At 71.2% G+C, this 21,106-nt stretch carries 23 protein-coding genes; 12 read left to right on the forward strand and 11 right to left on the reverse strand.

Annotated elements, in window-relative coordinates; all coding sequences use genetic code 11:
* Positions 1 to 75: 75 nt before the first annotated feature.
* The 4 genes from fabD to dps all read left to right on the forward strand — a co-directional run bounded on the left by fabD (position 76) and on the right by dps (position 2,842).
* Positions 76 to 1,002: an ACP S-malonyltransferase gene (gene fabD / locus ACFHYO_RS15180; RefSeq protein WP_394321493.1), complete on the forward strand. Its 927-nt coding sequence runs from the start codon at positions 76 to 78 to the stop codon at positions 1,000 to 1,002.
* Positions 1,003 to 1,064: 62 nt separating this feature from the next.
* On the forward strand, positions 1,065 to 1,802 hold the full coding sequence (fabG, locus tag ACFHYO_RS15185; protein WP_394321495.1) for a 3-oxoacyl-[acyl-carrier-protein] reductase: 738 nt from the start codon (positions 1,065 to 1,067) through the stop codon (positions 1,800 to 1,802).
* Positions 1,803 to 1,964: 162 nt separating this feature from the next.
* The gene (locus ACFHYO_RS15190; RefSeq protein WP_036700146.1) at positions 1,965 to 2,201 is read left to right on the forward strand and encodes an acyl carrier protein; all 237 of its coding nucleotides are present in this window, start codon (positions 1,965 to 1,967) and stop codon (positions 2,199 to 2,201) included.
* Positions 2,202 to 2,368: 167 nt separating this feature from the next.
* Positions 2,369 to 2,842, forward strand: coding sequence for a DNA starvation/stationary phase protection protein Dps (dps, locus tag ACFHYO_RS15195; RefSeq protein ID WP_036731701.1), 474 nt, complete (start codon positions 2,369 to 2,371; stop codon positions 2,840 to 2,842).
* A gap of 131 nt (positions 2,843 to 2,973) precedes the next feature.
* On the opposite strand, the gene ACFHYO_RS15200 is transcribed toward dps, so the two are convergent.
* From ACFHYO_RS15200 to ACFHYO_RS15215, 4 genes are read right to left on the reverse strand one after another with little or no spacing between them, the layout of a single operon-like run.
* Complete coding sequence (locus ACFHYO_RS15200) at positions 2,974 to 4,080, reverse strand: BMP family ABC transporter substrate-binding protein (protein ID WP_036700141.1); 1,107 nt, start codon at positions 4,078 to 4,080, stop codon at positions 2,974 to 2,976.
* Between the two features lie 22 nt (positions 4,081 to 4,102).
* On the reverse strand, positions 4,103 to 4,990 hold the full coding sequence (locus tag ACFHYO_RS15205; protein WP_394321498.1) for an ABC transporter permease: 888 nt from the start codon (positions 4,988 to 4,990) through the stop codon (positions 4,103 to 4,105).
* Positions 4,987 to 6,075: an ABC transporter permease gene (locus ACFHYO_RS15210; protein WP_394321499.1), complete on the reverse strand. Its 1,089-nt coding sequence runs from the start codon at positions 6,073 to 6,075 to the stop codon at positions 4,987 to 4,989. The genes ACFHYO_RS15205 and ACFHYO_RS15210 overlap by 4 nt, the downstream gene beginning before the upstream one ends.
* A complete protein-coding gene (locus ACFHYO_RS15215) occupies positions 6,062 to 7,585 on the reverse strand; it encodes an ABC transporter ATP-binding protein (protein WP_394321500.1) in 1,524 nt (507 codons plus the stop codon). The genes ACFHYO_RS15210 and ACFHYO_RS15215 overlap by 14 nt, the downstream gene beginning before the upstream one ends.
* A 172-nt stretch (positions 7,586 to 7,757) precedes the next feature.
* On the opposite strand from ACFHYO_RS15215, the gene dnaE reads away from it, so the two are divergent.
* The gene (gene dnaE / locus ACFHYO_RS15220) at positions 7,758 to 11,234 is read left to right on the forward strand and encodes a DNA polymerase III subunit alpha (protein WP_394321502.1); all 3,477 of its coding nucleotides are present in this window, start codon (positions 7,758 to 7,760) and stop codon (positions 11,232 to 11,234) included.
* 52 nt (positions 11,235 to 11,286) lie between these two features.
* The gene (locus tag ACFHYO_RS15225) at positions 11,287 to 11,541 is read left to right on the forward strand and encodes a DUF333 domain-containing protein (protein WP_036700129.1); all 255 of its coding nucleotides are present in this window, start codon (positions 11,287 to 11,289) and stop codon (positions 11,539 to 11,541) included.
* A gap of 4 nt (positions 11,542 to 11,545) precedes the next feature.
* Here ACFHYO_RS15225 and ACFHYO_RS15230 read toward each other — a convergent pair whose 3' ends face one another.
* Both ACFHYO_RS15230 and ilvC read right to left on the reverse strand, forming a co-directional pair.
* Positions 11,546 to 12,178: a heme-binding beta-barrel domain-containing protein gene (locus tag ACFHYO_RS15230; RefSeq protein ID WP_394321504.1), complete on the reverse strand. Its 633-nt coding sequence runs from the start codon at positions 12,176 to 12,178 to the stop codon at positions 11,546 to 11,548.
* Between the two features lie 142 nt (positions 12,179 to 12,320).
* Positions 12,321 to 13,343, reverse strand: a complete 1,023-nt coding sequence (ilvC, locus tag ACFHYO_RS15235; RefSeq protein WP_036719724.1) for a ketol-acid reductoisomerase — start codon at positions 13,341 to 13,343, stop codon at positions 12,321 to 12,323.
* A 158-nt stretch (positions 13,344 to 13,501) separates the two neighbouring features.
* Here ilvC and ACFHYO_RS15240 point away from each other — a divergent pair, with 158 nt between their 5' ends.
* On the forward strand, positions 13,502 to 14,224 hold the full coding sequence (locus tag ACFHYO_RS15240; protein WP_394321507.1) for a hypothetical protein: 723 nt from the start codon (positions 13,502 to 13,504) through the stop codon (positions 14,222 to 14,224).
* Positions 14,225 to 14,281: 57 nt separating this feature from the next.
* Here ACFHYO_RS15240 and ACFHYO_RS15245 read toward each other — a convergent pair whose 3' ends face one another.
* The 4 genes from ACFHYO_RS15245 to ACFHYO_RS15260 form a co-directional block, all read right to left on the reverse strand.
* Complete coding sequence (locus ACFHYO_RS15245; RefSeq protein WP_394321508.1) at positions 14,282 to 15,511, reverse strand: UbiH/UbiF family hydroxylase; 1,230 nt, start codon at positions 15,509 to 15,511, stop codon at positions 14,282 to 14,284.
* Positions 15,512 to 15,513: 2 nt separating this feature from the next.
* On the reverse strand, positions 15,514 to 15,762 hold the full coding sequence (locus ACFHYO_RS15250) for a hypothetical protein (protein WP_394321510.1): 249 nt from the start codon (positions 15,760 to 15,762) through the stop codon (positions 15,514 to 15,516).
* 32 nt (positions 15,763 to 15,794) lie between these two features.
* Positions 15,795 to 16,544: a pyrimidine 5'-nucleotidase gene (locus ACFHYO_RS15255; RefSeq protein ID WP_394321512.1), complete on the reverse strand. Its 750-nt coding sequence runs from the start codon at positions 16,542 to 16,544 to the stop codon at positions 15,795 to 15,797.
* 85 nt (positions 16,545 to 16,629) lie between these two features.
* Positions 16,630 to 16,824: a hypothetical protein gene (locus ACFHYO_RS15260; protein WP_394321514.1), complete on the reverse strand. Its 195-nt coding sequence runs from the start codon at positions 16,822 to 16,824 to the stop codon at positions 16,630 to 16,632.
* On the opposite strand from ACFHYO_RS15260, the gene ACFHYO_RS15265 reads away from it, so the two are divergent.
* The 4 genes from ACFHYO_RS15265 to ACFHYO_RS15280 all read left to right on the forward strand — a co-directional run bounded on the left by ACFHYO_RS15265 (position 16,823) and on the right by ACFHYO_RS15280 (position 19,595).
* Complete coding sequence (locus tag ACFHYO_RS15265; protein ID WP_036700121.1) at positions 16,823 to 17,470, forward strand: GntR family transcriptional regulator; 648 nt, start codon at positions 16,823 to 16,825, stop codon at positions 17,468 to 17,470. The two genes, ACFHYO_RS15260 and ACFHYO_RS15265, sit on opposite strands and share 2 nt — an antisense overlap.
* Positions 17,467 to 18,090 carry a DNA-3-methyladenine glycosylase family protein gene (locus tag ACFHYO_RS15270; protein ID WP_394321516.1) on the forward strand — a complete coding sequence of 208 codons (624 nt, stop codon included), beginning with the start codon at positions 17,467 to 17,469 and terminating at the stop codon, positions 18,088 to 18,090. Before ACFHYO_RS15265 ends, ACFHYO_RS15270 begins: the two co-directional genes overlap by 4 nt.
* Complete coding sequence (locus ACFHYO_RS15275) at positions 18,087 to 18,752, forward strand: alpha/beta hydrolase (RefSeq protein WP_394321517.1); 666 nt, start codon at positions 18,087 to 18,089, stop codon at positions 18,750 to 18,752. The genes ACFHYO_RS15270 and ACFHYO_RS15275 overlap by 4 nt, the downstream gene beginning before the upstream one ends.
* A 258-nt stretch (positions 18,753 to 19,010) precedes the next feature.
* Positions 19,011 to 19,595 (forward strand): HNH endonuclease, encoded by a 585-nt coding sequence (locus ACFHYO_RS15280; RefSeq protein WP_036700180.1) that lies wholly within the window; start codon positions 19,011 to 19,013, stop codon positions 19,593 to 19,595.
* A gap of 15 nt (positions 19,596 to 19,610) precedes the next feature.
* Here the strand turns inward: ACFHYO_RS15280 and ACFHYO_RS15285 are convergent, their stop codons facing one another.
* Positions 19,611 to 19,808 carry a hypothetical protein gene (locus tag ACFHYO_RS15285; RefSeq protein ID WP_036700115.1) on the reverse strand — a complete coding sequence of 66 codons (198 nt, stop codon included), beginning with the start codon at positions 19,806 to 19,808 and terminating at the stop codon, positions 19,611 to 19,613.
* A 165-nt stretch (positions 19,809 to 19,973) separates the two neighbouring features.
* Between ACFHYO_RS15285 and ACFHYO_RS15290 the strand changes: the two genes are divergently transcribed.
* Positions 19,974 to 21,053 carry a PA0069 family radical SAM protein gene (locus tag ACFHYO_RS15290; RefSeq protein WP_394321519.1) on the forward strand — a complete coding sequence of 360 codons (1,080 nt, stop codon included), beginning with the start codon at positions 19,974 to 19,976 and terminating at the stop codon, positions 21,051 to 21,053.
* Positions 21,054 to 21,106: the final 53 nt, after the last annotated feature.

The raw sequence follows: 21,106 nt of genomic DNA on the forward strand, positions 1-21,106 counted from the left end.
CCTGGCTGCCGCGCGCGGACGTTGCCTGCCGGGCGCGCAAAAGCTATGCCCGGTGCAAATCCAATGGAGCCACAGATGCGCGCATACGTCTTTCCGGGCCAGGGGGCCCAGACCATCGGCATGGGCCGCGAGCTGGCCGAGGCCTATCCCGCCGCCCGCGCGGTCTTCGACGAGGTGGACGAGGCGCTGGGCGAAAACCTCTCGGCGCTGGTGTGGGAGGGGGACATCGAGACCCTGACGCTGACCCGCAACGCCCAGCCGGCGCTGATGGCGACCTCGGTCGCGGCGATGCGGGTGCTCGAGGCCGAGGGGTTTGCGATCACCGATGCCGCGTTTGTCGCGGGGCACTCGCTCGGCGAATACTCGGCGCTCTGCGCGGCCGGCGCGATCAGCCTCAGCGACACGGCGCGGCTCCTCCAGATCCGCGGCACGGCCATGCAAGAGGCGGTGCCGGTCGGGCAGGGGGCGATGGCCGCGATCCTCGGGCTCGACTTCGCCACCGTGGACGAGATTGCCCGCGAGGCGGCCGAGGACGAGGTCTGCCAGGCCGCGAACGACAACGACCCCGCGCAGGTGGTGATCTCGGGCCACAAGGTCGCCGTGGAGCGCGCCGCCGCGCTGGCGAAGGAGCGCGGCGCCAAGCGGGCACTGATGCTGCCGGTCTCGGCGCCCTTCCACTCGGCGCTGATGCAGCCGGCGGCGACGGTGATGGCCGATGCGCTCGCCGGCGTGGACATCCACGAGCCCGCCGTGCCGCTGGTCGCCAACGTGCGGGCCGAGGCGGTGCTGCAGCCCGGCGCGATCCGGCAGCTTCTGGTCGAGCAGGTGACGGGCGCCGTGCGCTGGCGCGAGTCGGTCGCGTTCATGGCCGAGCAGGGCGTGACCGAGTTCTGGGAGATCGGGGCCGGCAAGGCGCTGTCGGGGATGATCAAGCGCATCGTGCCGGGCGCGTTGACGCGCAACTTCGGCACGCCGGCGGATCTGGCAGCCCTCAGGGGCTGAGGCCGGACCGGGGCGCTGCCCCGGACCCCGGGATATTTGAACAAGGAAGAAAGGGACCCGCGATGTTCGACCTGACCGGAAAATCGGCGCTGATCACCGGCGCCTCGGGCGGCATCGGCGGCGCCGTCGCGGCCGCGCTGCACAAGGCGGGGGCGCAGGTGACCCTCTCGGGCACCCGCGAGGCGCCGCTGCGCGACCTGGCCAAGCGGCTGGGGGATCGCGCCCATGTCGTCACCGCCAATCTGGGCGACGCGGCCGAGGTCGAGGCGCTGCCGAAGAAGGCAGCCGAGGCGATGGGCGCGGTCGACATTCTGGTCAACAACGCCGGGATCACCCGCGACAACCTGTTCATGCGGATGTCGGACGCGGAATGGGCCGAGGTGCTGGACGTGAACCTCACCTCGTCCTTCCGGCTGGCGCGGGGCGTGCTGCGCGGGATGATGAAGGCGCGCTGGGGGCGGATCGTCTCGATCACCTCGGTCGTGGGTGCGACCGGCAACCCGGGCCAGGGCAACTATGCCGCCGCCAAGGCCGGGCTGGTCGGGATGTCGAAGTCGCTGGCCTATGAGGTCGCCAGCCGCGGGATCACCGTCAACTGCGTCGCCCCCGGCTTCATCGAGACGGCGATGACCGACAAGCTGAACGACGAGCAGAAGGCCCGCATCCTGACCCAGATTCCCGCCGGGCGGATGGGGTCGGCCGACGACATCGCGGCCGCCGTCGTCTATCTCGCCAGCCCCGCGGCGGGCTATGTCACCGGTGCCACGCTGCACGTGAACGGCGGCATGGCGATGCTCTGATCGGCCGTCCGGCCGCCCGCATCGCGCCGTCGTGAAACCAGTTGCAGAGGGGACGAGCGGTGCTATATCCCGAGGCCAAGGCCGCGCGGAACCGCCCGCGGCTGTCGCCGGTTCAGGGATCGGCAACATCCGGGCGGAGCGCCCGCAACTGAGGAACGAGACATGAGCGATATCGCTGATCGCGTGAAGAAGATCGTCGTCGAGCACCTGGGCGTCGAGGAAGAGAAGGTCACCGAGACCGCTTCCTTCATCGACGATCTGGGCGCCGACTCGCTCGACACGGTCGAGCTGGTCATGGCCTTCGAGGAAGAGTTCGGGATCGAGATCCCCGACGACGCCGCCGAGACCATCCAGACCTTCGGCGACGCGGTGAAGTTCATCCAGACCGCCACGGCCTGATCTTCGGCTTCGGCGATGCTTTCGACGGCGCCTCCCGCAAGGGGGGCGCCGTTCGCGTTGCGGGGGTGGGGCACGCCGGGCCGGCTCTGCATGGCCGCCATGCGCCCGGAACCCCTGTGCCGGGGGGCCGTTGATTGGGGGACAGTCCCAATTCAAGGAGGCATGACATGGCCGTCAATCTTCAGGGTCTCAAGGACAACGCCCGCAAGACCGCGATCACCGAACTGCAGAGCTGCATGAACGATGCGGCGTCGCTGTCGATGGCGCTCAAGCAGGCGCACTGGAACGTCAAGGGTCCGAACTTCATCGCCATCCACGAGCTGTTCGACGCGGTAAAGGCACGGCTCGACCCGCAGATCGACGCGATGGCCGAGCGCGTCCAGCAGCTCGACGGCGTGGCCGTGGGCACCGTGGAAGAGGTCGCCAAGGCGACCAAGCTCAAGCCCTATCCGACCGACCTCACCAAGTCGGCCGACCATATCCGCGAGATCTCGGCCCGGCTGCGCGAGTACGGCGCGCGCGTGCGCGAGGCAATCGACACCACCGACGAGGCGGGCGACGCCGACACCGCCGACATCCTGACGGCCGCCTCGCAGCAGGCCGACAAGGACCTGTGGTTCATCGAGAGCCACCTCGAATAACGCCGAGACTGCGCCATGCGCCCGCCACCGGGCGCAGAAAAAGGGGGGCCGGTTCGCCGACCCCCCTTTCTCTTTGCCCGGAATATCCCGGGGTCCGGGGCAGAGCCCCGGTCCGGCGGTGCTGCCCGCGCCTATTTCGGCATCTGGGCGGTGATCCCCTCGACGAAGAAGTTCATCTGCGACAGCTCCTCGTCCGTTGCCACTTTTCCCTCGGCCAGCCAGTCGCTGCCGTCCGCCTTCTTCAGCGGGCCGGTGAAGGGGTGGTATTCCTTCTTGCCGATCCTGTCGCGCAGGGCCTCGGCCTCGGCCTTGACCTCGGCGGGGACCGCGTCGGTGATCTCGCCGATCTCGACCTCGCCCTCGCCGATGCCGGCCCAGGTGGCCGAGCTGGTCCAGGTCCCGTCCAGCACCTCGCCCACGCGCTTGACGTAGTAGGGCGCCCAGTTGTCGATGATGGCGCTGACCCGCGGCGTCGGCTTGAAGGCCGCCATGTCGGAGGCCTGGCCGAAGCCGATCCCGCCCGCCTCTTGCAGCTTGCCCATCGGCGCCGTCGAGTCGGTGTGCTGCAGGATCACGTCCACCCCTTCTGCGATCAGGGCGGATGCGGCGTCAGCCTCTTTCGCGGGGTCGAACCAGGTGTAGGCCCAGACCACCTTCATCTCGACCGCCGGGTTCACCTTGCGGGCGTGGATGAAGGACGAGTTGATGCCCTGCACCACCTCGGGGATCGGGAACGAGCCGATGTAGCCGATCTTGTTCGACTTGGTCATCCGGCCCGCGATGGTGCCCATCACCGCGCGGCCTTCGTAGAAGCGCGCGTCATAGGTCGCGACGTTGTCGGCCCGCTTGTAGCCGGTCGCGTGCTCGAACTTCACGTCCGGGAACTTCTTGGCCACGTTGATCACGGCGTCCATGAACCCGAACGAGGTGGCGAAGATCAGCTTGTTGCCGGCGAGCGCCAGCTGGGTCAGCGCGCGCTCGGCGTCGGCGCCCTCGGGCACGCTTTCGATGAAGGTCGTCTCGACCCGGTCGCCGTATTCCTTCTCGATCGCCTGCCGGCCCTGGTCGTGCTGGAAGGACCAGCCGCCGTCGCCCACCGGGCCCACGTAGATGAAGCCGACCTTGAGCTTTTCGCCCTCGGGGATCGGGGTCGCGGCGGCGGCGCCGTGGGGCAGGGCGGGCAGCATGGCCACCACCGCCAGCGCGGCGGCCGAGGCCAGAAGTTGTCTGCGGGTCATCGTGATCTCCTCTGTCGGGTGCTTACCGCGTCGCGTGGAAGCTGCGGCCCAGCGATCCCGGGGCCGCGCCGCTGGCCGAGCGCGCGTATTTCTGCCGCGCCGATATGACCACGAGGACGAGGATCGTGGCAAGATAAGGCGCCATCGAGAGCAGCTGCACCGGCACCGCGACGCCCGCCGCCTGCAGGCGAAGCTGCATCACGGTCACGCCGCCGAAAAGCCAGGCACCGGCGAGAACGCCCCACGGGCTCCACCCCGCGAAGACGACGATGGCGAGCGCGATCCAGCCCGCGCCCGCGGTCATCCCCTCGGTCCATTGCAGCACCGTGGCGATCGAGACATAGGCCCCGCCGAGGCCCGCGAGCGCCCCGCCCAGGGCGATCGCCGCCACGCGCACGGCGCGGACCTTGTAGCCGAGCGCGTGGGCGGCATCGTGGTTCTCGCCCACCGCGCGCAGGATCAGGCCGGGGCGGGTGCGGTTCAGCGCCAGCCAGATCAGCGGCACGAGGGCGAGCCCGGCCCAGATCACCCAGTTGATCCCCAGCGGCCCGCCCGGCATGGTGGGCGCCTTGACCCCCTCATAGGGCTTGCCGAACATCGCCGTGAGGCCGAGGCCGAAGAGCGTCAGGGCCAGCCCCGTCGCCACCTGGTTGGTGAGCAGATACTGGGTCAGCACCGCGAAGATCATCGACAGCGCCGCCCCGGCCAGTGCCCCGCCCAGAAACCCCAGCGCGGGCGAGCCGGTGGCGTGCGCCAGCGCGAACCCGGCCAGCGCGCCGGTGATCATCATCCCCTCGACCCCGAGGTTGAGGACGCCCGCACGCTCGACCACCGCCTCGCCCAGGGCGGCGAGCAGGATCGGGGTCGCCCCCGACATCAGCAGCAGCAATGTGGTCCAGTCGAGGATCATGCCCGCGCCTCCCCCGGTCGTCCCCAGCGGATGCGGAACCGGCCCAGCGTGTCGAAGGCCAGGAGGAAGAAGAGCAGCATCCCCTGGAACACCTGCACGGTCGCGGCGGGCAGCGACAGCATGAGCTGCGCGAGTTCGCCGCCGATGTAGGTCAGCGCGAGCAGCAGCCCGGCGAGCAGGATGCCCAAGGGGTGCAGCCGCCCGAGGAAGGCCACGATGATCGCGGTGAAGCCGTAGCCCGAGCCGAAGCTGTCGGTGATCTGCCCGCCCGGCCCGGCGGCCTCGAAGAGCCCCGCCATCCCGGCGAGCGCGCCCGAGAGCCCGAGGCAGAACGCGACCAGCGCCTCGGGCCGGACGCCCGCGAAGCGGGCCGCGCGGGGGGCGAGGCCCGCGACGCGGATGTGAAAGCCGCGGATGTGGCGGGTCATCAGCACCCAGGTCACGACGACCGCCACCGCGGCCGCGATCACGCCCCAGTGGATGCCGGTCCCGGCGATCAGCTCGGGGTTGGCGGCGGGCGGGTATTGCTGAAGGTTGCGCGAGCCGGGCATCCCGAAGCCCTCGGGGTTGCGCATCGGGCCAAAGGCCATCCACGCGGCCAGCCGCTGCGCGACATAGACCAGCATCAGCGAGACGAGGATCTCGGAGGCACCGAACCAGTTCCTGAGCACCGCCGGGATCATCCCCCAGGCCCAGCCGCCGGCGGCGCCCGCCAGCACCATCGCCGGGAAGATCCACGCGCCCTCGGCGGGATAGGCGGCGAGCGCCACGGCCGCCCCGCAGATGCCGCCGACGATGTACTGGCCCTCGGCGCCGATGTTCCAGATCCCGGCGCGAAAGCCGATGGCGAGGCCGCAGGCGATCAGGATCAGCGGCCCGGCCTTGACCAGCAGTTGCGGGCGGGAATAGGCGGCCGCCTGCCCGAAGAGCGGGTCCCAGAAGATCGTGCGGATCGCCGCCACCGGGTCGAAGCCCATCAGCGCGAACAGCAGGCCGCCCGCGATCATCGTCGCCAGCACCGCAATGACCGGCGTGGCGATGCCCAGCCACCAGGGCGCGTTGGTCCGGGGCTCAAGCCGCAACATGGGCGACCTCCATCCCATGCGCGCCGCCGAGCATCAGGCCCACCTGTTCCAGCGTCAGCCCCTCGGTCGGCACGGGGGCCGACAGCCGCCCCTCGTTCAGCGCCGCGAAGCGGTCGCTGAGTTCCAGAAGCTCGTCGAGGTCCTGGCTGATCACCACCACCGCCGCCCCGCGCGCGGCGAGGTCCAGGAGCGCCTGCCGGATCGCCGCGGCGGCGCTAGCGTCCACGCCCCAGGTCGGCTGGTTCACGATCAGCGCGCGGGGTTCCTGCATGATCTCGCGGCCGATGACGAATTTCTGCAGGTTGCCGCCCGACAGCGCCCCCGCGGCGGTGGAGGGGCCGGGGGTCCGCACGTCGAAGCCCGCGATGACGCCTTCGGCAAAGCGGCGCGCGGCGGCATGGTCGATCATCCCGCCCTTCGCCAGCCCCTGCCGGGTGGCGGCGGTCAGGATGGCATTCTCGGTCAGGCTCATCTCGGGCACCGCGGCGTGGCCGAGCCGGTCCTCGGGCGCCGCCAGAAGCCCCGCGCGCCGGCGCGCCTCGGGGCCAAGCGCCGACACATCCGCGCCCGCCAGCGTCACCGTGCCGGGCCTGCCGGTCGTCTCGCCCGAGAGCGCGGCGATCAGCTCCTCCTGCCCGTTGCCGGCCACCCCGCCGATCCCGAGGATCTCGCCCGCGCGGACTGCGAATCCCACGTCGCGCAAGGGCGTCCCGTCGATCCCCGCCGCCGAGGTCAGGCCCCTGACGGCGAGCAGCTCGGCCCCCGCCTGCCGGCCCGAGCGGTCCACGATCCGCATCTCGGCGCCAACCATCATCGCCGCGAGGTCGCGGGCGGAATGGGCGCGCGGATCGACGGTGCCCACGACGCGCCCGTGCCGCAGGATCGTGGCGCGGTCGCAATGGGCGCGGATTTCCTCGAGCTTGTGTGAGATATAGAGGATCGCGGTCCCCTGCGCGGCCAGCTGGCGCAGCGTGGCGAACAGGATCTCGGCCTCCTGCGGGGTCAGCACGCTGGTCGGCTCGTCCATGATCAGGAGCCGCGGCCCGCCCAGCAGGCAGCGCACGATCTCGACCCGCTGGCGTTCCCCGGCCGAGAGCGATGCGATGCGCCGCGCGGGGTTCAGCGGCAGCCCGTAGGCGGCCGAGACATCCGCGATCCGCCGCGCCAGCGCCGCGCGCGGCGGCGGGGCGTCCATCCCGAGGGCCACGTTCTCGGCCACGGTCAGCGCGTCGAACAGGCTGAAATGCTGGAAGACCATCCCCACGCCCGCCGCCCGCGCGGCGCGCGGATCGGCCGGGGCATAGGGCTGGCCGCCGAGTGTCATGGTCCCCGCGTCGGGGCGCACGAGGCCGTAGATCATCTTGACCAGCGTGGACTTGCCCGCGCCGTTCTCGCCCAGAAGCGCGTGGATCTCGCCGGGGCGCGCGTCGAACGACACGGCGTCGTTGGCGCGCACGCCCGGATAGGTCTTGGTCAGGCCCTCGGCCCGGAAAAGCACGTCTGTCGTCACGAGAGCCCCGCCGTCGAACCCGCCCACGTTAGCCCGAAAACGCTGCGGCACAATCATCCTCGCGGTCCTGCCAAGCCTCTGCCGCGGCGTAAAGAGTTTACGTGGTGCGGGCGGGTCAGGTGCCGGCCCCCCGCCCCTTCTGCCCCGGGGGCCGGGGTGCTAGTCATCCCCCATGCCGACCGACACCCCCCGATTCATCCACCTGCGCTGCCACTCGGAACACTCGCTGCTCGAGGGGGCGATCCCGGTCAAGAAGCTGGCCGGGCTGGCCGCCAAGAAGGGGATGCCCGCCGTCGCGCTGACCGACACCAACGCGCTGTTCGCCGCGCTCGAGTTCTCGGTCAAGGCGATGGACGAGGGGGTGCAGCCGATCGTCGGCTGCCAGATGACGCTCGACGCAGGCCCCGCCTGCGGGCCGGTGGTGCTGCTGGCGCAGGATGCGGCGGGCTGGGCGAACCTGATGGCGCTGTCCACCTGCCTCTACGTCACCCCGCCGCGCGACTTTCCCCATGTGACGATGGCCGAGCTTGCGGCCCACGCGGGCGGGCTGATCTGCCTGACCGGCGGTGCGGGCGGCCCCCTGGGCCAGATGGTGGCGGCCGGCCACCGCGCGGATGCCGAGGCGCATCTGCGCGACCTGACCGCCGCCTTCGGCGACCGGCTTTACGTCGAGTTGCAGCGGCACATGATGGACAACGGCCAGATGATGCCTGCCGAGGTCGCCTCGGAGGCGGGGATGATCGACCTGGCCTATGCGCTGGGCCTGCCGCTGGTCGCCACCAACGACGTGCATTTCCCCGATCCGGCGATGTTCGGCGCCCATGACGCGCTGATCTGCATCCGCGAGCGGGCGCTGGTCGATCAGGCCGCGCCCCGGCGGCGGCTGACTGCCAACCACGACTTCAAGTCCGAATCCGAGATGGCGGCGCTGTTCGCCGACCTGCCCGAGGCGCTCGACAACACCGTCGAGATTGCCCGCCGCTGCGCCTTTGCGGTGGCCAAGCACAAGCCGATCCTGCCGCGCTTCGCCGAGGACGAGGTGGACGAGCTGCGCAGGCAGGCGCGCGAGGGGCTCGCCGCCCGGCTGGCCGTGATCGAGCATTCGGTCAGCGTGGCCGAGTACGAGGCGCGGCTCGACTTCGAGCTGGGGATCATCGAGCAGATGGGCTTCCCCGGCTATTTCCTGATCGTCGCCGACTTCATCAAATGGGCCAAGGCGCAGGGCATCCCCGTGGGCCCGGGCCGCGGCTCGGGGGCCGGGTCGCTGGTCGCCTATGCGCTGACCATCACCGACCTCGACCCGCTGCGCTATTCGCTGCTGTTCGAGCGCTTCCTGAACCCTGAGCGGGTGTCGATGCCGGACTTCGACATCGACTTCTGCATGGACCGCCGGGAAGAGGTGATCGACTACGTCTGCCAGAAATACGGCCGCGAGAAGGTGGGGCAGATCATCACCTTCGGCGCGCTTCTGTCCAAGGCGGCGGTGCACGACGTGGGCCGCGTGCTGGGGATGGGGTTCCCGCAGCGCGACAAGCTGTCGAAGATGATCCCGGTCGAGGGCGTCAAGCCCGTCTCGATCGCCAAGGCGCTGGCCGATGAGCCGCGCCTGCGCGAGGCCGCGGCCGCCGAGGAGAACGTCCGCCGGATGCTCGACTATGCGGGCCAGGTCGAGGGGCTGCTCAGGAACGCCTCGACCCACGCGGCCGGCGTGGTGATCGGGGACCGGCCGCTCGACCAGCTCGTGCCGCTCTACCGCGACCCCGGCTCGGACATGCCGGCGACGCAGTTCAACATGAAGTGGGTCGAGCAGGCGGGGCTGGTCAAGTTCGACTTCCTCGGCCTCAAGACGCTGACGGTGATCCAGAACGCCGTCGACCTGATCCGCGCGGGCGGCCGCCACCTGCACATCGCGGCGGACGGGCGCCGCCTCTACGACCCGCCCGAGGGGGCGGTGGACGAGATCAACCTGATCCCGCTGGACGACGAGGCGTCCTATCGCCTGTTCGCCAGCGCCCGCACGGTGGCGGTGTTCCAGGTGGAATCCTCGGGGATGATGGACGCGCTTCGGCGCATGAAGCCCACCTGCATCGAGGATATCGTGGCGCTGGTGGCGCTCTACCGTCCCGGTCCGATGGAGAACATCCCGACCTATTGCGACGTCAAGAACGGGGTCCGGCCGCTCGAATCGATCCATCCGACCATCGACCACATCCTGGCCGAGACTCAGGGCATCATCGTCTATCAGGAACAGGTGATGCAGATCGCGCAGGTCATGGCGGGCTATTCGCTCGGCGGCGCGGACCTCTTGCGCCGCGCGATGGGCAAGAAGATCGCCGAAGAGATGGCCAAGGAACGGCCGAAGTTCGTCGACGGCTGCGTGGCGCAGGGGGTGGACGCCAAGAAGGCCGGCGAGGTCTTCGACCTGCTCGAGAAGTTCGCCAACTACGGCTTCAACAAGTCGCACGCCGCCGCCTATGCGGTGGTCAGCTACCAGACCGCCTGGCTCAAGGCGAACCACCCGGTCGAGTTCATGGCCGCGGTGATGAACTGCGACATCCACCTGACCGACAAGCTCGCCGTCTATCGCCGCGAGGTCGACCGGATGGGGATCGAGATCGTGGCCCCCTCGGTCAACGTCTCGCAGCCGACCTTCTCGGTCAGTGAGGGGCGGATCGTCTATGCGCTCGGCGCGCTGAAGAACGTGGGGGTCGAGGCGATGCGCGTCCTCGTCACGGCGCGCGGCGACACGCCCTTCCGCGACCTGAACGATTTCGCCCGCCGCGTGCCGATGAAGCAGATCGGCAAGCGCGCGCTCGAGATGCTGGCCCGCGCCGGCGCCTTCGATGCGCTCGACGCGAACCGGGCGCGGGTGCTCGCCTCGCTCGACGGGCTGATGGCGTGGTCGGCGGCGGTGCAGGCGGCCGAGGTCTCGAACCAGTCCTCGCTGTTCGGCGGGGGCGAGGACCTGCCGCCGCCACGCCCGGCGCTCGCCAAGGTCTGGATGCCGGCCGAGAAGCTGGCCGAAGAGCGGCTGGCGGTCGGGTTCTACCTCTCGGGCCACCCGCTTGACGACTATCTGCCGGCGCTCAGGCGCAAGGGGGCGATGACGCTGGCCGAGGTGCAGGCGGCGTCGCTCGACGGGCCGCTGGCGGCCCAGATCGCCGGGACGGTGGCGGCGCGGGCCGAGAAGAAATCCGCCAAGGGCACGCGCTATGCCTTCGTCACGCTCTCGGACCCGACCGGGCTTTACGAGGCGACGGTGTTCTCGGACACGCTCGACGCCCACCGCGATCTGCTGGAGCCGGGGCAGAACGTGCTGCTGACGGTCAATGCCGAGCCCTCGGGCGATCAGGTTAAGATGCTGGCCCGCGGGGTGCAGCGTCTCGAGGATGCGGTGGCGGATGCGGGCTCGGGCAAGCTGGCCGTCGAGGTTGCGGACGCGCCCACCGCCGTCGCGGTGCTCGACCGGCTGCGCGCGGCCTCGGCCGAGATCGCCGTCTCGGCCAAGGGCCGCGGGCCGCTGCTGCTGCGGGTGCGCGAGGGGCACCGGGTCTACGACATCGCCGTGGGCGACGACGTGCCGGTGACGCCGCGGATGCGCCAGACGCTGCGCGCGGTCGAGGGCGTGATCGACGTCACCGAGGAATGAACCTTTCCCCGCCCGCGCGGTTGGGACAGGGATATCTTGCAGGAGGAACCCGATGCGCGCCCCCGCTTCCCTCGTTACTGCCGCCGCAGTCCTGACGCTCGCCGCCTGCGGGGCCCCGGCCCCCACCACGACCCAGCGCAGCGTGACCTCGTCGGCCATCGTCGATCCGGCGGCGCTCTATTGTCAGGGGACGGGCGGGACGGTCATCCACCGCACCTCGGGCGGCCGCCGCGCCGATCTGTGCCGGATGAGCGACGGCCGCACCGTCTCGGCCGCCGAGCTGCTCAACAGCCACAACGACCTGTGACGCCTCACCCCGCGGCGAGCGGGTTCGGCTGCGGCGGCCCGACCCGGCGCAGGCGGTTGGTGTCGTGGTGGTCGAACGCCTTGCCTTCGACCATCAGCGTGGTGTCCAGCCGATAGGACCAGCTGTCATCGTCGTGCAGCGTGATCGCGCAGCGGTAGCGGTCGGTGCGGAAGTTCTGGTCCAGAAACGGGTTCGACGCGATGCCGTTGGTCGTGGCCCCGCGCACCGCCTCGACCGTGACGCTGCGGTCGTCTGCGCCGGCGTGCCCCTGCGCCAGCAGCGCCTGGCCCCGCGGGATGGTCACGCTTTGCAGCAGCAGCCCGGTCGCGGGCTCCCACAGCCAGTAGCCGATCTGGTCGTGGAAGGTGATCTTCTCGTCGGGCGTGTTGATGTGCATGTGATAGCGCAGCCCGTAGAAGAGCTGCGGGCCGTTCGTCTGGCCGTCGATCACCGCGAAGCTCGCGTGCTCGACATAGGGCTTCGTCTCGGGCCCGTCGGCCTTCGGGCTGGTGTCCACGCCCTTCGCCGCCTGCCACCGCCCCGCCAGACCGCGCAGCGGCCCAAGATGGGACAGCGTGTCGGCCGCGACGGGCGGCTCGTCGAAGATGCCGGGGTGAGGGGGCTGGGTCAGGGTCATGGCGGTCCTCGGCTGCGCTCGTCCGGCCAGCTTGCCGCCCCCGCGCCCGCCCGGCAAGGCAAAGGGGCGCCACGGCGGGCGCCCCTCGTTCCTGGCCGGGTGTGAGCGGCCGGGGGCGCGAGGCCCCCTCGGTCCCGCCGGATCAGTTCCGGGCGCGGTCCACCATCTTGCCCTTCGAGATCCACGGCATCATCTCGCGCAGCTTGGCGCCGACCTGCTCGATCTGGTGCTCGTCGTTGATCCGGCGGGTCGCCTTGAAGGACGGCTGGCCGACCGCGTTCTCCTGCATGAAGTCGCGCACGAACTTGCCGGTCTGGATGTCGCGCAGCACCTCTTTCATCCGCGCCTTCGTCTCGTCGTAGGGCAGGATGCGCGGGCCCGAGACATACTCGCCGTATTCGGCGGTGTTCGAGATCGAGTAGTTCATGTTGGCGATGCCGCCTTCGTAGATCAGGTCCACGATCAGCTTCACCTCGTGCAGGCACTCGAAATAGGCCATCTCGGGCTCATAGCCCGCCTCGACCAGCGTCTCGAAGCCCATGCGGATCAGCTCTACCAGGCCGCCGCAGAGCACCGCCTGCTCGCCGAAGAGGTCGGTCTCGCACTCTTCGCGGAAGTTCGTCTCGATGATCCCCGAGCGGCCGCCGCCGATCGCCGAACAGTAGCTGAGCGCGAGGTCCATCGCCTTGCCCGAGGCGTCGTTGTGGACCGCAACGAGGCAGGGCACGCCGCCGCCCTTGACGTATTCGCCGCGCACCGTGTGGCCCGGGCCCTTCGGCGCCATCATGATGACGTCCACGCCCTTCTTCGGCTCGATCAGGCCGAAGTGCACGTTCAGCCCGTGGGCAAAGGCGATCGCCGCGCCTTCGCGCAGGTTGTCATGGACGTATTTCCTGTAGGTCTCGGCCTGCAGCTCGTCGGGCATGGTGAACATGATCAGGTCGGCCCATTTCGCCGCCTCGGCGATGTCCATGACCTGCAGCCCCTCGCCCTCGGCCTTGGCCTTCGAGGGCGAGCCCTCGCGCAGCGCCACCACGACGTTCTTGGCGCCCGAGTCGCGCAGGTTCAGCGCATGGGCGTGGCCCTGCGAGCCATAGCCGAGGATCGCGATCTTCTTGTCCTTGATGAGGTTGACGTCGCAATCCCGGTCATAATACACGCGCATGGTCTTATCTCGCCCCTTCGGTTTCGGATGTGTCGGCAGAGCGCCTACACCGCGCAACTTTCGGTGTCCAGAACGCCCGGCCCGGCAATGGATGCAAAATGCCGGGTTTCGCGACCCCCGCGCCGCGACCGCGCCGCCGTTGAGAGCCCGATCCGCCGATGACGCATCCCCACCTGCCGCCCCCCGACTGCGACCTTGCAGCGCTCTTTGCCCGCCGGCTGCCGGGGCCGCGGGCCAAGGGCTGGCCGGGGCGCGAGCGGGACCTTTCCGCCCATCTCGACCGGCTGCGGCCCGAGTTCGGCGACCGCTCCGAGGCGGCGTATCTGCTGGCCCGCACCATCGTGATCCTGCGCCGCGACCTGGGCGACACCCATGCGGCCGCCCTGTTTGGGCGGCTGACGGCCGAACTCGGCGCCCCCCTCGCCGCCGATCTCAGCCTGCGCTGGCTGATCTCGGTCTGCGACACGGTGGCCGACCTGCCGGGCCGGGCTCTGGCCGAGCGCACGCTCGCCATGCTGGGGTCGGGGCTCGCCAACCTCGTCAAGCTGGCCGAGACGGAACGCCGCATCTATCACCCGCCGCGCCCCTGGCCGCCGCGCCAGCGCTTCGCCACCGGGCACGAGATGTTCGACGGGCTCAAGGCCTTCTGGCCCGGGCGCGGCGACATGGTCGACAACCTGCTGGGCCGGATCGGCGACCTGCTGGACGACCCCGAGGCCGCGGCGCTGGCGGTCACCCCCTTCGTGGCCGAGATCGTCCAGCGCCTGACCTCGGACGACACGGTGATCGGCCGGCTGGCGATGCTGCGCGGCGACGCGCCGCTGCCGCAGGTCGAGGGCGCCCGGCGGCGCCAGCTCGACGCGCTGCTGCGCGACCTCTAGGCGTCTGTCCGGCGCAAATATCCGGCGACGGTCCCATCGGGGACCGCCATCGCCGGTTCAGCGCAGCCCCAGCCCCGCCCGCATCATCGTCCGCCGCACCGGGGCGAGCGCGTAAAGCCCCCCCAGCGCCGCCGCCCGCAGGTCGCGCAGCGGGCGCAGCCGCATCATGCTTGCCCGGTTCAGCGCATCGATGCCGATCAGCCGCGCCAGCGCCTCGGGGCGCCGCGCGCGGGCATAGGCGTCGAGCGCCGCGGCATCGCCGGGGTCCGACCCCATCAGGTCCAGCAGCGCCGTCAGGTCGGCAAGGCTCATGTTCAGCCCCTGCGCCCCGATCGGCGGGACGACATGGGCAGCCTCGGCGATCAGCGCGGTGCGGGGGCCGGTGTAGGCATCCGCGATCTGGCTGATGATCGGCCATTCGGTCAGCCCGGTGGCGAGCGTGAGCCGCCCCAGCACCCCCGCCGAGCGGTCGTTCAGCGCCGCCTCGAACGCCGCGCGCGGCAGGGCGCGCAGCCGCGCGACCTCGGGGCCGCGCTCCATCCAGACCACCGCCGACGAGGGGCGCCCATCGCGGTCGGGCAGCGGGACCAGCGTGAAGGGGCCGCCCGAGCGGTGGATCTCGGTCGAGACATTGTCGTGCGGACGCTCATGGGTGACGGCAAAGGCCAGCGCCTTCTGCCCGTAGCGCAGGGTGCGCACGCCGATCCCCAGCGCCTGCCGCACCGCCGAGTTGCGTCCGTCGGCGGCGACGACGAGCCGCGCCCGGACGCGGGTGCCGTCCGACAGATCGACCAGCGCCGCATCCTCGCGCACGGCCAGCCCCGCGGTCCCGGTGCCGGGGCGGAAGCTGACGCCCGGCAAGTCGGCCAGCCGCGCGGTCATCTCGCGCCTGAGCAGCCAGTTGGGCAGGTTGTAGCCGAACGGCTCGCCCGAGATCTCGGAGGCGTCGAACTCGCGCGTCAGCCGGGCGACGGGCTCGGCCCCGCCGGCATCGACGATCCGCATGACCTGCAGGGGTGCGGCGTGCGGGGCCAAACGGTCCCACAGCCCGATGCGCCTGAGCAGCGCGACCGAGGGTTGCAGAAAGGCGGTGGTGCGCAGATCGGCACCGGCGGCGGATTCCTCGGTCACCGGCGGGGCGGGGTCGACGCAGACGACCGACAGCCCCTGCGCGCCGAAGGCCGCGGCCGCGGCCAGTCCCGCGACGCCGCCGCCCGAAACGAGCACGTCGACCGTGTCGGTGCTGCCGGCCGTCCCCGCGGGGGCGGTGGCCCCCGGCGCGGCCACGGTCAGTACCCTGTGGCGTAGGCGATCAGCACCACGAAGACGAGCACGGTGGCGGCCAGCCCGACCATGGTCAGCGCCGGCAGGCCGAACAGCACCACCAGCACCGCCACCAGCACCGCCGCCAGCACCACGCCGATCAGCAGCCGGCCGGCGATCTGGCGCTCGCGCTTGGTCTGCATCGCCTCGTCGCCGCTGACGGCATGGGTCATCGCTTCGGCGGTGGTGGCCGAGGAGGTGTTGGGGTGCGCCATGATAAGCCTCGTGGTCGGGTCGTGTGATCGGATCAGCGCGACATTGCCACGCCGGGCAGGGCTGCGGCAAGCGCCGCGACGAAGTCGCCGAGCGCCGCGGTCTGCCAGAGCACATGGTCGCCGTGCCGGTGGTCGGCGGCCAGCGGGTCCGGTCCATGCCGGCCGGGACCGACCAGAACCGTGCGCATTCCCAGCGAAAACGGCACTTCGAGGTTCCTCGGGTCATCCTCGAACATGGCCGCGCGAGCCGGGTCGATGCCATGCGCCTCGAGCACCGCGGCAAATGCGCGCGGGTCGGGCTTCGGGTGATAGCCCACCTCGCCGATGCCGTAGATCGCGTCGAAGACGCCGAGCCCGCGATGGGCGAGGACGCGGCCCGCGTAGGCGGCGTCCGCGTTGGTGTGGACGATCTTCTGCCCCGGCAGCGCCCGGATCGCCGCGGCAAGGTCCGGGTCGGGGGTCAGCGCGCCCATGTCGATGGCGTGCACCTCGTCGAGGTAGGCGACCGGGTCGATGCCGTGCTCGGCCATCAGCCCGGCCAGCGTCGTGCCGTGCTCGCGCCAGTAATGGGCCCTGAGCCGGTCGGCCTCGGCCGGCGCGACGCCCAGCAGGCGCTCGACATACGCCGTCATCCGCCGCTCGATCTGGTCGAAGAGCCGCGCTTCGGGCGGATAGAGCGTGTTGTCGAGATCGAAGATCCAGACATCGACATGGGCGAAATCCGCGGCCAGCGCGGCGCGCGTGGCGGCTGCGCCGCCGTTCGCTCGGTGTTCGGCTGTCATCGATCGCCCCTTGTCCGCGCCGCGTCCTGGACGGCCGGCTAACGCAGCCCCGCCGCGCCGGCAAGGCACGGGACGCGGGCGGCGGTCAGGACGACCGGCGCTCGAGCAGGATGAGGCCGGGCGCCGCGGGCACGGTCATCACGTCCGCATCCATGAACCCCTGCGCGCCGTGGTGGCGGATGACATCGAGGGGCTGGCCGGGCGCAAGCGCGGCCGGAAAGGACGGCCATCGTCTGCCGCCTTGCTTTTCGGCCCCGTCCCGCCGAACCTGCCCGCCCATGAAGGACGCCTATTCCCTGATCCTGTCGGCGATCGACAACGGCACCTATCGCCCCGGCGACCGGCTGGTCGAATCCGAGCTGGCCGAGCGCTTCGGCGTCAGCCGCACGCCGGTGCGCGAGGCGCTGCAGCGGCTCGAAACCCAGTCGATGCTGACCCGCGACGGGCGCAGCCTGATCGTGGCGACGCTGGACCACAACCAGCTGGCCGAACTCTACACCGTGCGCACCGAGCTCGAGGCGCTGGCCGCGCGCCTCGCCGCCCGCCACGCGACGCGGGAAGAGGCGCGGGTGCTGGGCCAGATGGTGATCGAGGACCGCCGGATCATCGACGACCCGCAGGCGCTGAGCCGCGCCAACCGGCGCTTCCACCACCAGATCCACCTCGCCTCGCACAACCGCTATCTCGTCCAGCAGCTCGACATCGTGCACCGCACCATGGCGCTGATGGCGCGCACCTCGCTGGCCGCCGAGGGCCGGGGCGAGAAATCGCTGGCCGAGCACCAGACCATCGTCGATGCCATCGCCGCGGGCGACGCCGAGGCCGCCGAGGCGGCGCTGCGCACCCATATCTCGACCGCCTTCGAGACCCGGCTCAAGGAATCCGCCCGCGCCTGGGCCAATACCATCGAGCAGGACCGCCGGTGAGGCTGATCGCCGCCGAAGCCGACCTGGCCGAGGGGGCGGCGCATCTGGCGGCGGTCTGCCCGGTCTGGGCGCGTGTGCTGCCCGACCTCGGGCCGCTGCCCTTGCGGCGCCGCGCGGACGGGTTCCCGGCGCTGCTCGATGCGGTCGTCTCGCAGCAGCTGTCGGTGGCCTCGGCGCGGGCGATCTCGGGGCGGCTCGCGGCGGCGGGGCTGGACGCGCCGGCGCCGATCCTCGCGGCGGGCGACGACGCGCTGCGGGCCTGCGGGCTCTCGGCGCAGAAGATCCGCTACCTGCGCGGGATCGCCGCCGCGGGGATCGACTATGCGGCGCTGGCCCGTGCCCCCGACGAGGCGGTAATCGAGACGCTGGTGGCGCTGCCCGGCATCGGGCGCTGGACGGCCGAGATCTACCTGATGTTCGCGCTCGGCCGGGCCGACGCCTTCGCCCCCGACGACCTCGCCCTGCAAGAGGCCGCGCGGCTGCTCTACGGCCTGCCCGAGCGCCCGCGGGGCCGCGCGCTCGCCGCGCTGGCCGAGCCGTGGCGGCCGTGGCGGTCGGTTGCGGCGCGGGGGCTCTGGGCCTATTACCGGCTCGCCAAGGGACGCGAGGGGACGACATGACGCGCACGCTGCAATCGGGACGCCGGGGCCCGGAGAAACCCTCGTCGGTCGTGGTGTTCCTGCACGGCTATGGCGCCGACGGGGCGGACCTGCTGGGGCTGGCCGAGCCGCTGGGCCGCTATCTGCCGCGCACCGCCTTCTACGCCCCCGACGCGCCCGAGCGCTGCGTCAACAATCCGATGGGCTACCAGTGGTTTCCGATCCCGTGGCTCGACGGGTCGAGTGAGGCCGACGCGAAGGCCTCGATGGCGAAGTCGGTGGCCGACATCGACGCCTTCCTCGACACGGTGCTGGCGGCCGAGGGGCTGGGACCCGAGCGCATGGTGGTCGTCGGGTTCTCGCAGGGGACGATGATGGCCCTGCACGTCCTGCCGCGGCGCGCGACGCCGGTGGCGGGGATCGTCGGGTTCTCGGGCCGGCTGCTCGCGCCCGAGATGCTGGGCGAGGTCAGGGTCCGCCCGCCGATCATGCTGATCCACGGCGACCAGGACCCGATGGTGCCCTATGCCGACCTCGGGCTGGCCGAGCGGGCGCTGAAGGGCGCCGGATTCGACGTCGCCACCCACACCATGCCGGGCACCGGGCACGGCATCTCGCCCGACGGCTTGGGCGCGGCGCTCGGGTTCATCACCCGCGTGCTGGGCGAGGCCCCGCCGCGCTGACCCCTCGCGCGCCGGCCACGGCGCGGTTCGCCTAAACCGAGCGTATCTCCACCAGAAAGATGCGGCAGGGGCGGCAGTTACCTGTCACGGGCCTGTCGCGCCACCGTCATGCGCCTGTCGCGTGGGCGCGGCATTGCTGCGTCAACACGGCCATATGCAGAGGCTTGCCAGCCGTCTGACGCAGGATATAGTCGGCGTCAGAAGTCCAAGGGGCAGGCGGTCGGAAAGGGGCGCGCGCGGATGCTGGACGATCGACGGTTGGATACGGATTTCCGCACCCAGTTCGTGCGCGACCCGGCCGCACTCAGGCGCAACCCGGCGCTGGTGCTCAACGCCGATCACCGTCCGCTCAGCTACTACCCGCTGTCGCTCTGGCCCTGGCAAGAGACGATCAAGGCGGTGTTCCTCGACCGCGTGGCGATCCTCGCCGAGTATGACGAGGTCGTGCGAAGCCAGCGCGAGGCGATACGCATCCCCTCGGTCGTGGTGCTCAAGGACTATGTGAAACCCAGGAAGCGCGTGGCCTTCACGCGCTTCAATCTTTTTCTGCGGGACGAGTTCTGCTGCCAGTACTGCGGCTCGCGCGGCGACCTGACCTTCGACCACGTCGTGCCGCGCTCGAAGGGCGGGCTGACGAGTTGGGAGAACGTGGTCGCCGCCTGCTCGCCCTGCAACCTGAAGAAGGCAAACAAGAGCCTGCGGTCGTCGGGCCTCAAGCTGCGGCGGGCGCCGCGCCGGCCCTCGTCGGAAGAGATGCACGCCGCCGGCCGGCGCTTCCCGCCGAACCACCTGCACGTGAGCTGGATGGATTACCTGTACTGGGACGCCGAGCTGGAGTGCTGAGGCGCCGCTGACGCCTCAGGCCTGCGGCGAATGCGGCGGGCCGCCGTCGAAGCCATGCCCGAGCCGCACCGCCAGATGCGCGACCAGCGCCGCCAGCGCCGCGCCGAGCGCCAGCACCGTGAGCGGCACCCCCACCATGAGCGCGGCAACGACCGACAGCGCGGCGGCCACGGTGACGGCCGCGACGAGGGCGAGGAAGTGGGGCAGGGGCATTCGGACCTCCGATTCCCTGTGAATATGGGGAACCGGGCGGGGATTGAAAAGGCGCCCGCGGGGTTTCCCGCCGATTGGTGGCAGCCGCGGCGGGCTTGCGCGCCTCAGGCGGGGCGAGGGACCGGCGGGATTGCCGATGTTCGCGCAATGTTCTAATCTCGGGGGATGCTGCCGCCCCGCAACCCCGACGAGACGCTGAAAGCCCGCGGCGCCGCCCACCGCCCGGCGGCGCGGTTCGAGCCCTATCAGTCCGTGCCCGAGGACGACGGCTGGGACAGCCCGCCCGACGAGCGGCTGCTCAGGACCGAGATCACGACCGAGCGGCCGCGCCGGATCATCACCCGCAACCAGTCGCCCGACGTGCCCTTCGACCGCTCGGTCAACCCCTATCGGGGCTGCGAGCACGGCTGCATCTACTGCTTCGCGCGCCCGACCCACGCCTATCTCGGCCTCTCGCCGGGTCTGGATTTCGAGACAAGGATCACCGCCAAGCCCGAGGCGCCGGTGCGCCTCGCCGAGGAGATCGCCCGGCCCGGCTATGCGGTCGCCCCGCTCGCCTTCGGCACCAACACCGACCCTTATCAGCCGGTCGAGGCGCGGCTGGGGATCATGCGCGGCTGCCTCGAGGTGCTGGCGGCGTGGAACCATCCGGTCAGCATCGTGACCCGCGGCCGGACGATCCTGCGCGACCTCGACCTGATCGGGGCGATGGCGGAACGGGGGCAGGTGTTCGTCGGCGTCTCGCTGACGACGCTCGACGCAAAGCTCGCCCGGCAGATGGAGCCGCGGGCGCCGGCGCCGGCCACCCGGCTCGGGATGATCCGGGCGCTGGCCGGGGCGGGGGTGCGCGTGCGGGTGATGTGCGCGCCGATGATCCCGGGCCTCACCGACCACGAGATCGAGGCGCTGCTGGCCGCGGCGCGCGAGGCGGGGGCGGCGACGGCGAGCATGATCCCGATCCGCCTGCCGCTCGAGGTGGCGCCGCTGTTCCGCGACTGGCTGGACCGGCACCACCCCGGCAAGGCGGCCCATGTGATGTCCCGGATCCAGGCGATGCGCGGCGGGCGCGACAACGACCCGCGCTTCGGCAGCCGGATGCGCGGCGAGGGGGTCGAGGCGGAGCTGCTCCACCAGCGCTTCCGCCTTGCCCGCAAGCGGCTGGGGTATAACACCGACAGCCCGCCGCTCGACGCCGCGCGCTTCGGCCCGCCGCCGCGGGCGGGGGATCAGCTGGCGCTGTTCTAGGCCGGGCATGGCCGCGTCCGGGCGTGCGTCGGGCCGTAGCGGTTGCCCGCGAC

Source organism: Paracoccus panacisoli (assembly GCF_042435015.1).
GTDB lineage: Bacteria > Pseudomonadota > Alphaproteobacteria > Rhodobacterales > Rhodobacteraceae > Paracoccus > Paracoccus panacisoli.

Excerpts from the sequence above, each read along its gene's own strand:
- ACFHYO_RS15200 (WP_036700141.1), bottom strand. The coding sequence starts at position 4,080 with ATGACCCGCAGACAACTTCTGGCCTCGGCCGCCGCGCTGGCGGTGGTG.
- fabD (WP_394321493.1), top strand. The coding sequence starts at position 76 with ATGCGCGCATACGTCTTTCCGGGCCAGGGGGCCCAGACCATCGGCATG.
- ACFHYO_RS15230 (WP_394321504.1), bottom strand. The coding sequence starts at position 12,178 with ATGACCCTGACCCAGCCCCCTCACCCCGGCATCTTCGACGAGCCGCCC.
- fabG (WP_394321495.1), top strand. The coding sequence starts at position 1,065 with ATGTTCGACCTGACCGGAAAATCGGCGCTGATCACCGGCGCCTCGGGC.
- ACFHYO_RS15275 (WP_394321517.1), top strand. The coding sequence starts at position 18,087 with ATGACGCGCACGCTGCAATCGGGACGCCGGGGCCCGGAGAAACCCTCG.
- ACFHYO_RS15250 (WP_394321510.1), bottom strand. The coding sequence starts at position 15,762 with ATGGCGCACCCCAACACCTCCTCGGCCACCACCGCCGAAGCGATGACC.
- dps (WP_036731701.1), top strand. The coding sequence starts at position 2,369 with ATGGCCGTCAATCTTCAGGGTCTCAAGGACAACGCCCGCAAGACCGCG.
- ACFHYO_RS15205 (WP_394321498.1), bottom strand. The coding sequence starts at position 4,990 with ATGATCCTCGACTGGACCACATTGCTGCTGCTGATGTCGGGGGCGACC.
- ACFHYO_RS15260 (WP_394321514.1), bottom strand. The coding sequence starts at position 16,824 with ATGGGCGGGCAGGTTCGGCGGGACGGGGCCGAAAAGCAAGGCGGCAGA.
- ACFHYO_RS15190 (WP_036700146.1), top strand. The coding sequence starts at position 1,965 with ATGAGCGATATCGCTGATCGCGTGAAGAAGATCGTCGTCGAGCACCTG.
- ACFHYO_RS15240 (WP_394321507.1), top strand. The coding sequence starts at position 13,502 with ATGACGCATCCCCACCTGCCGCCCCCCGACTGCGACCTTGCAGCGCTC.
- ACFHYO_RS15225 (WP_036700129.1), top strand. The coding sequence starts at position 11,287 with ATGCGCGCCCCCGCTTCCCTCGTTACTGCCGCCGCAGTCCTGACGCTC.
- ACFHYO_RS15285 (WP_036700115.1), bottom strand. The coding sequence starts at position 19,808 with ATGCCCCTGCCCCACTTCCTCGCCCTCGTCGCGGCCGTCACCGTGGCC.
- ilvC (WP_036719724.1), bottom strand. The coding sequence starts at position 13,343 with ATGCGCGTGTATTATGACCGGGATTGCGACGTCAACCTCATCAAGGAC.
- ACFHYO_RS15265 (WP_036700121.1), top strand. The coding sequence starts at position 16,823 with ATGAAGGACGCCTATTCCCTGATCCTGTCGGCGATCGACAACGGCACC.
- ACFHYO_RS15290 (WP_394321519.1), top strand. The coding sequence starts at position 19,974 with ATGCTGCCGCCCCGCAACCCCGACGAGACGCTGAAAGCCCGCGGCGCC.
- dnaE (WP_394321502.1), top strand. The coding sequence starts at position 7,758 with ATGCCGACCGACACCCCCCGATTCATCCACCTGCGCTGCCACTCGGAA.
- ACFHYO_RS15255 (WP_394321512.1), bottom strand. The coding sequence starts at position 16,544 with ATGACAGCCGAACACCGAGCGAACGGCGGCGCAGCCGCCACGCGCGCC.
- ACFHYO_RS15210 (WP_394321499.1), bottom strand. The coding sequence starts at position 6,075 with ATGTTGCGGCTTGAGCCCCGGACCAACGCGCCCTGGTGGCTGGGCATC.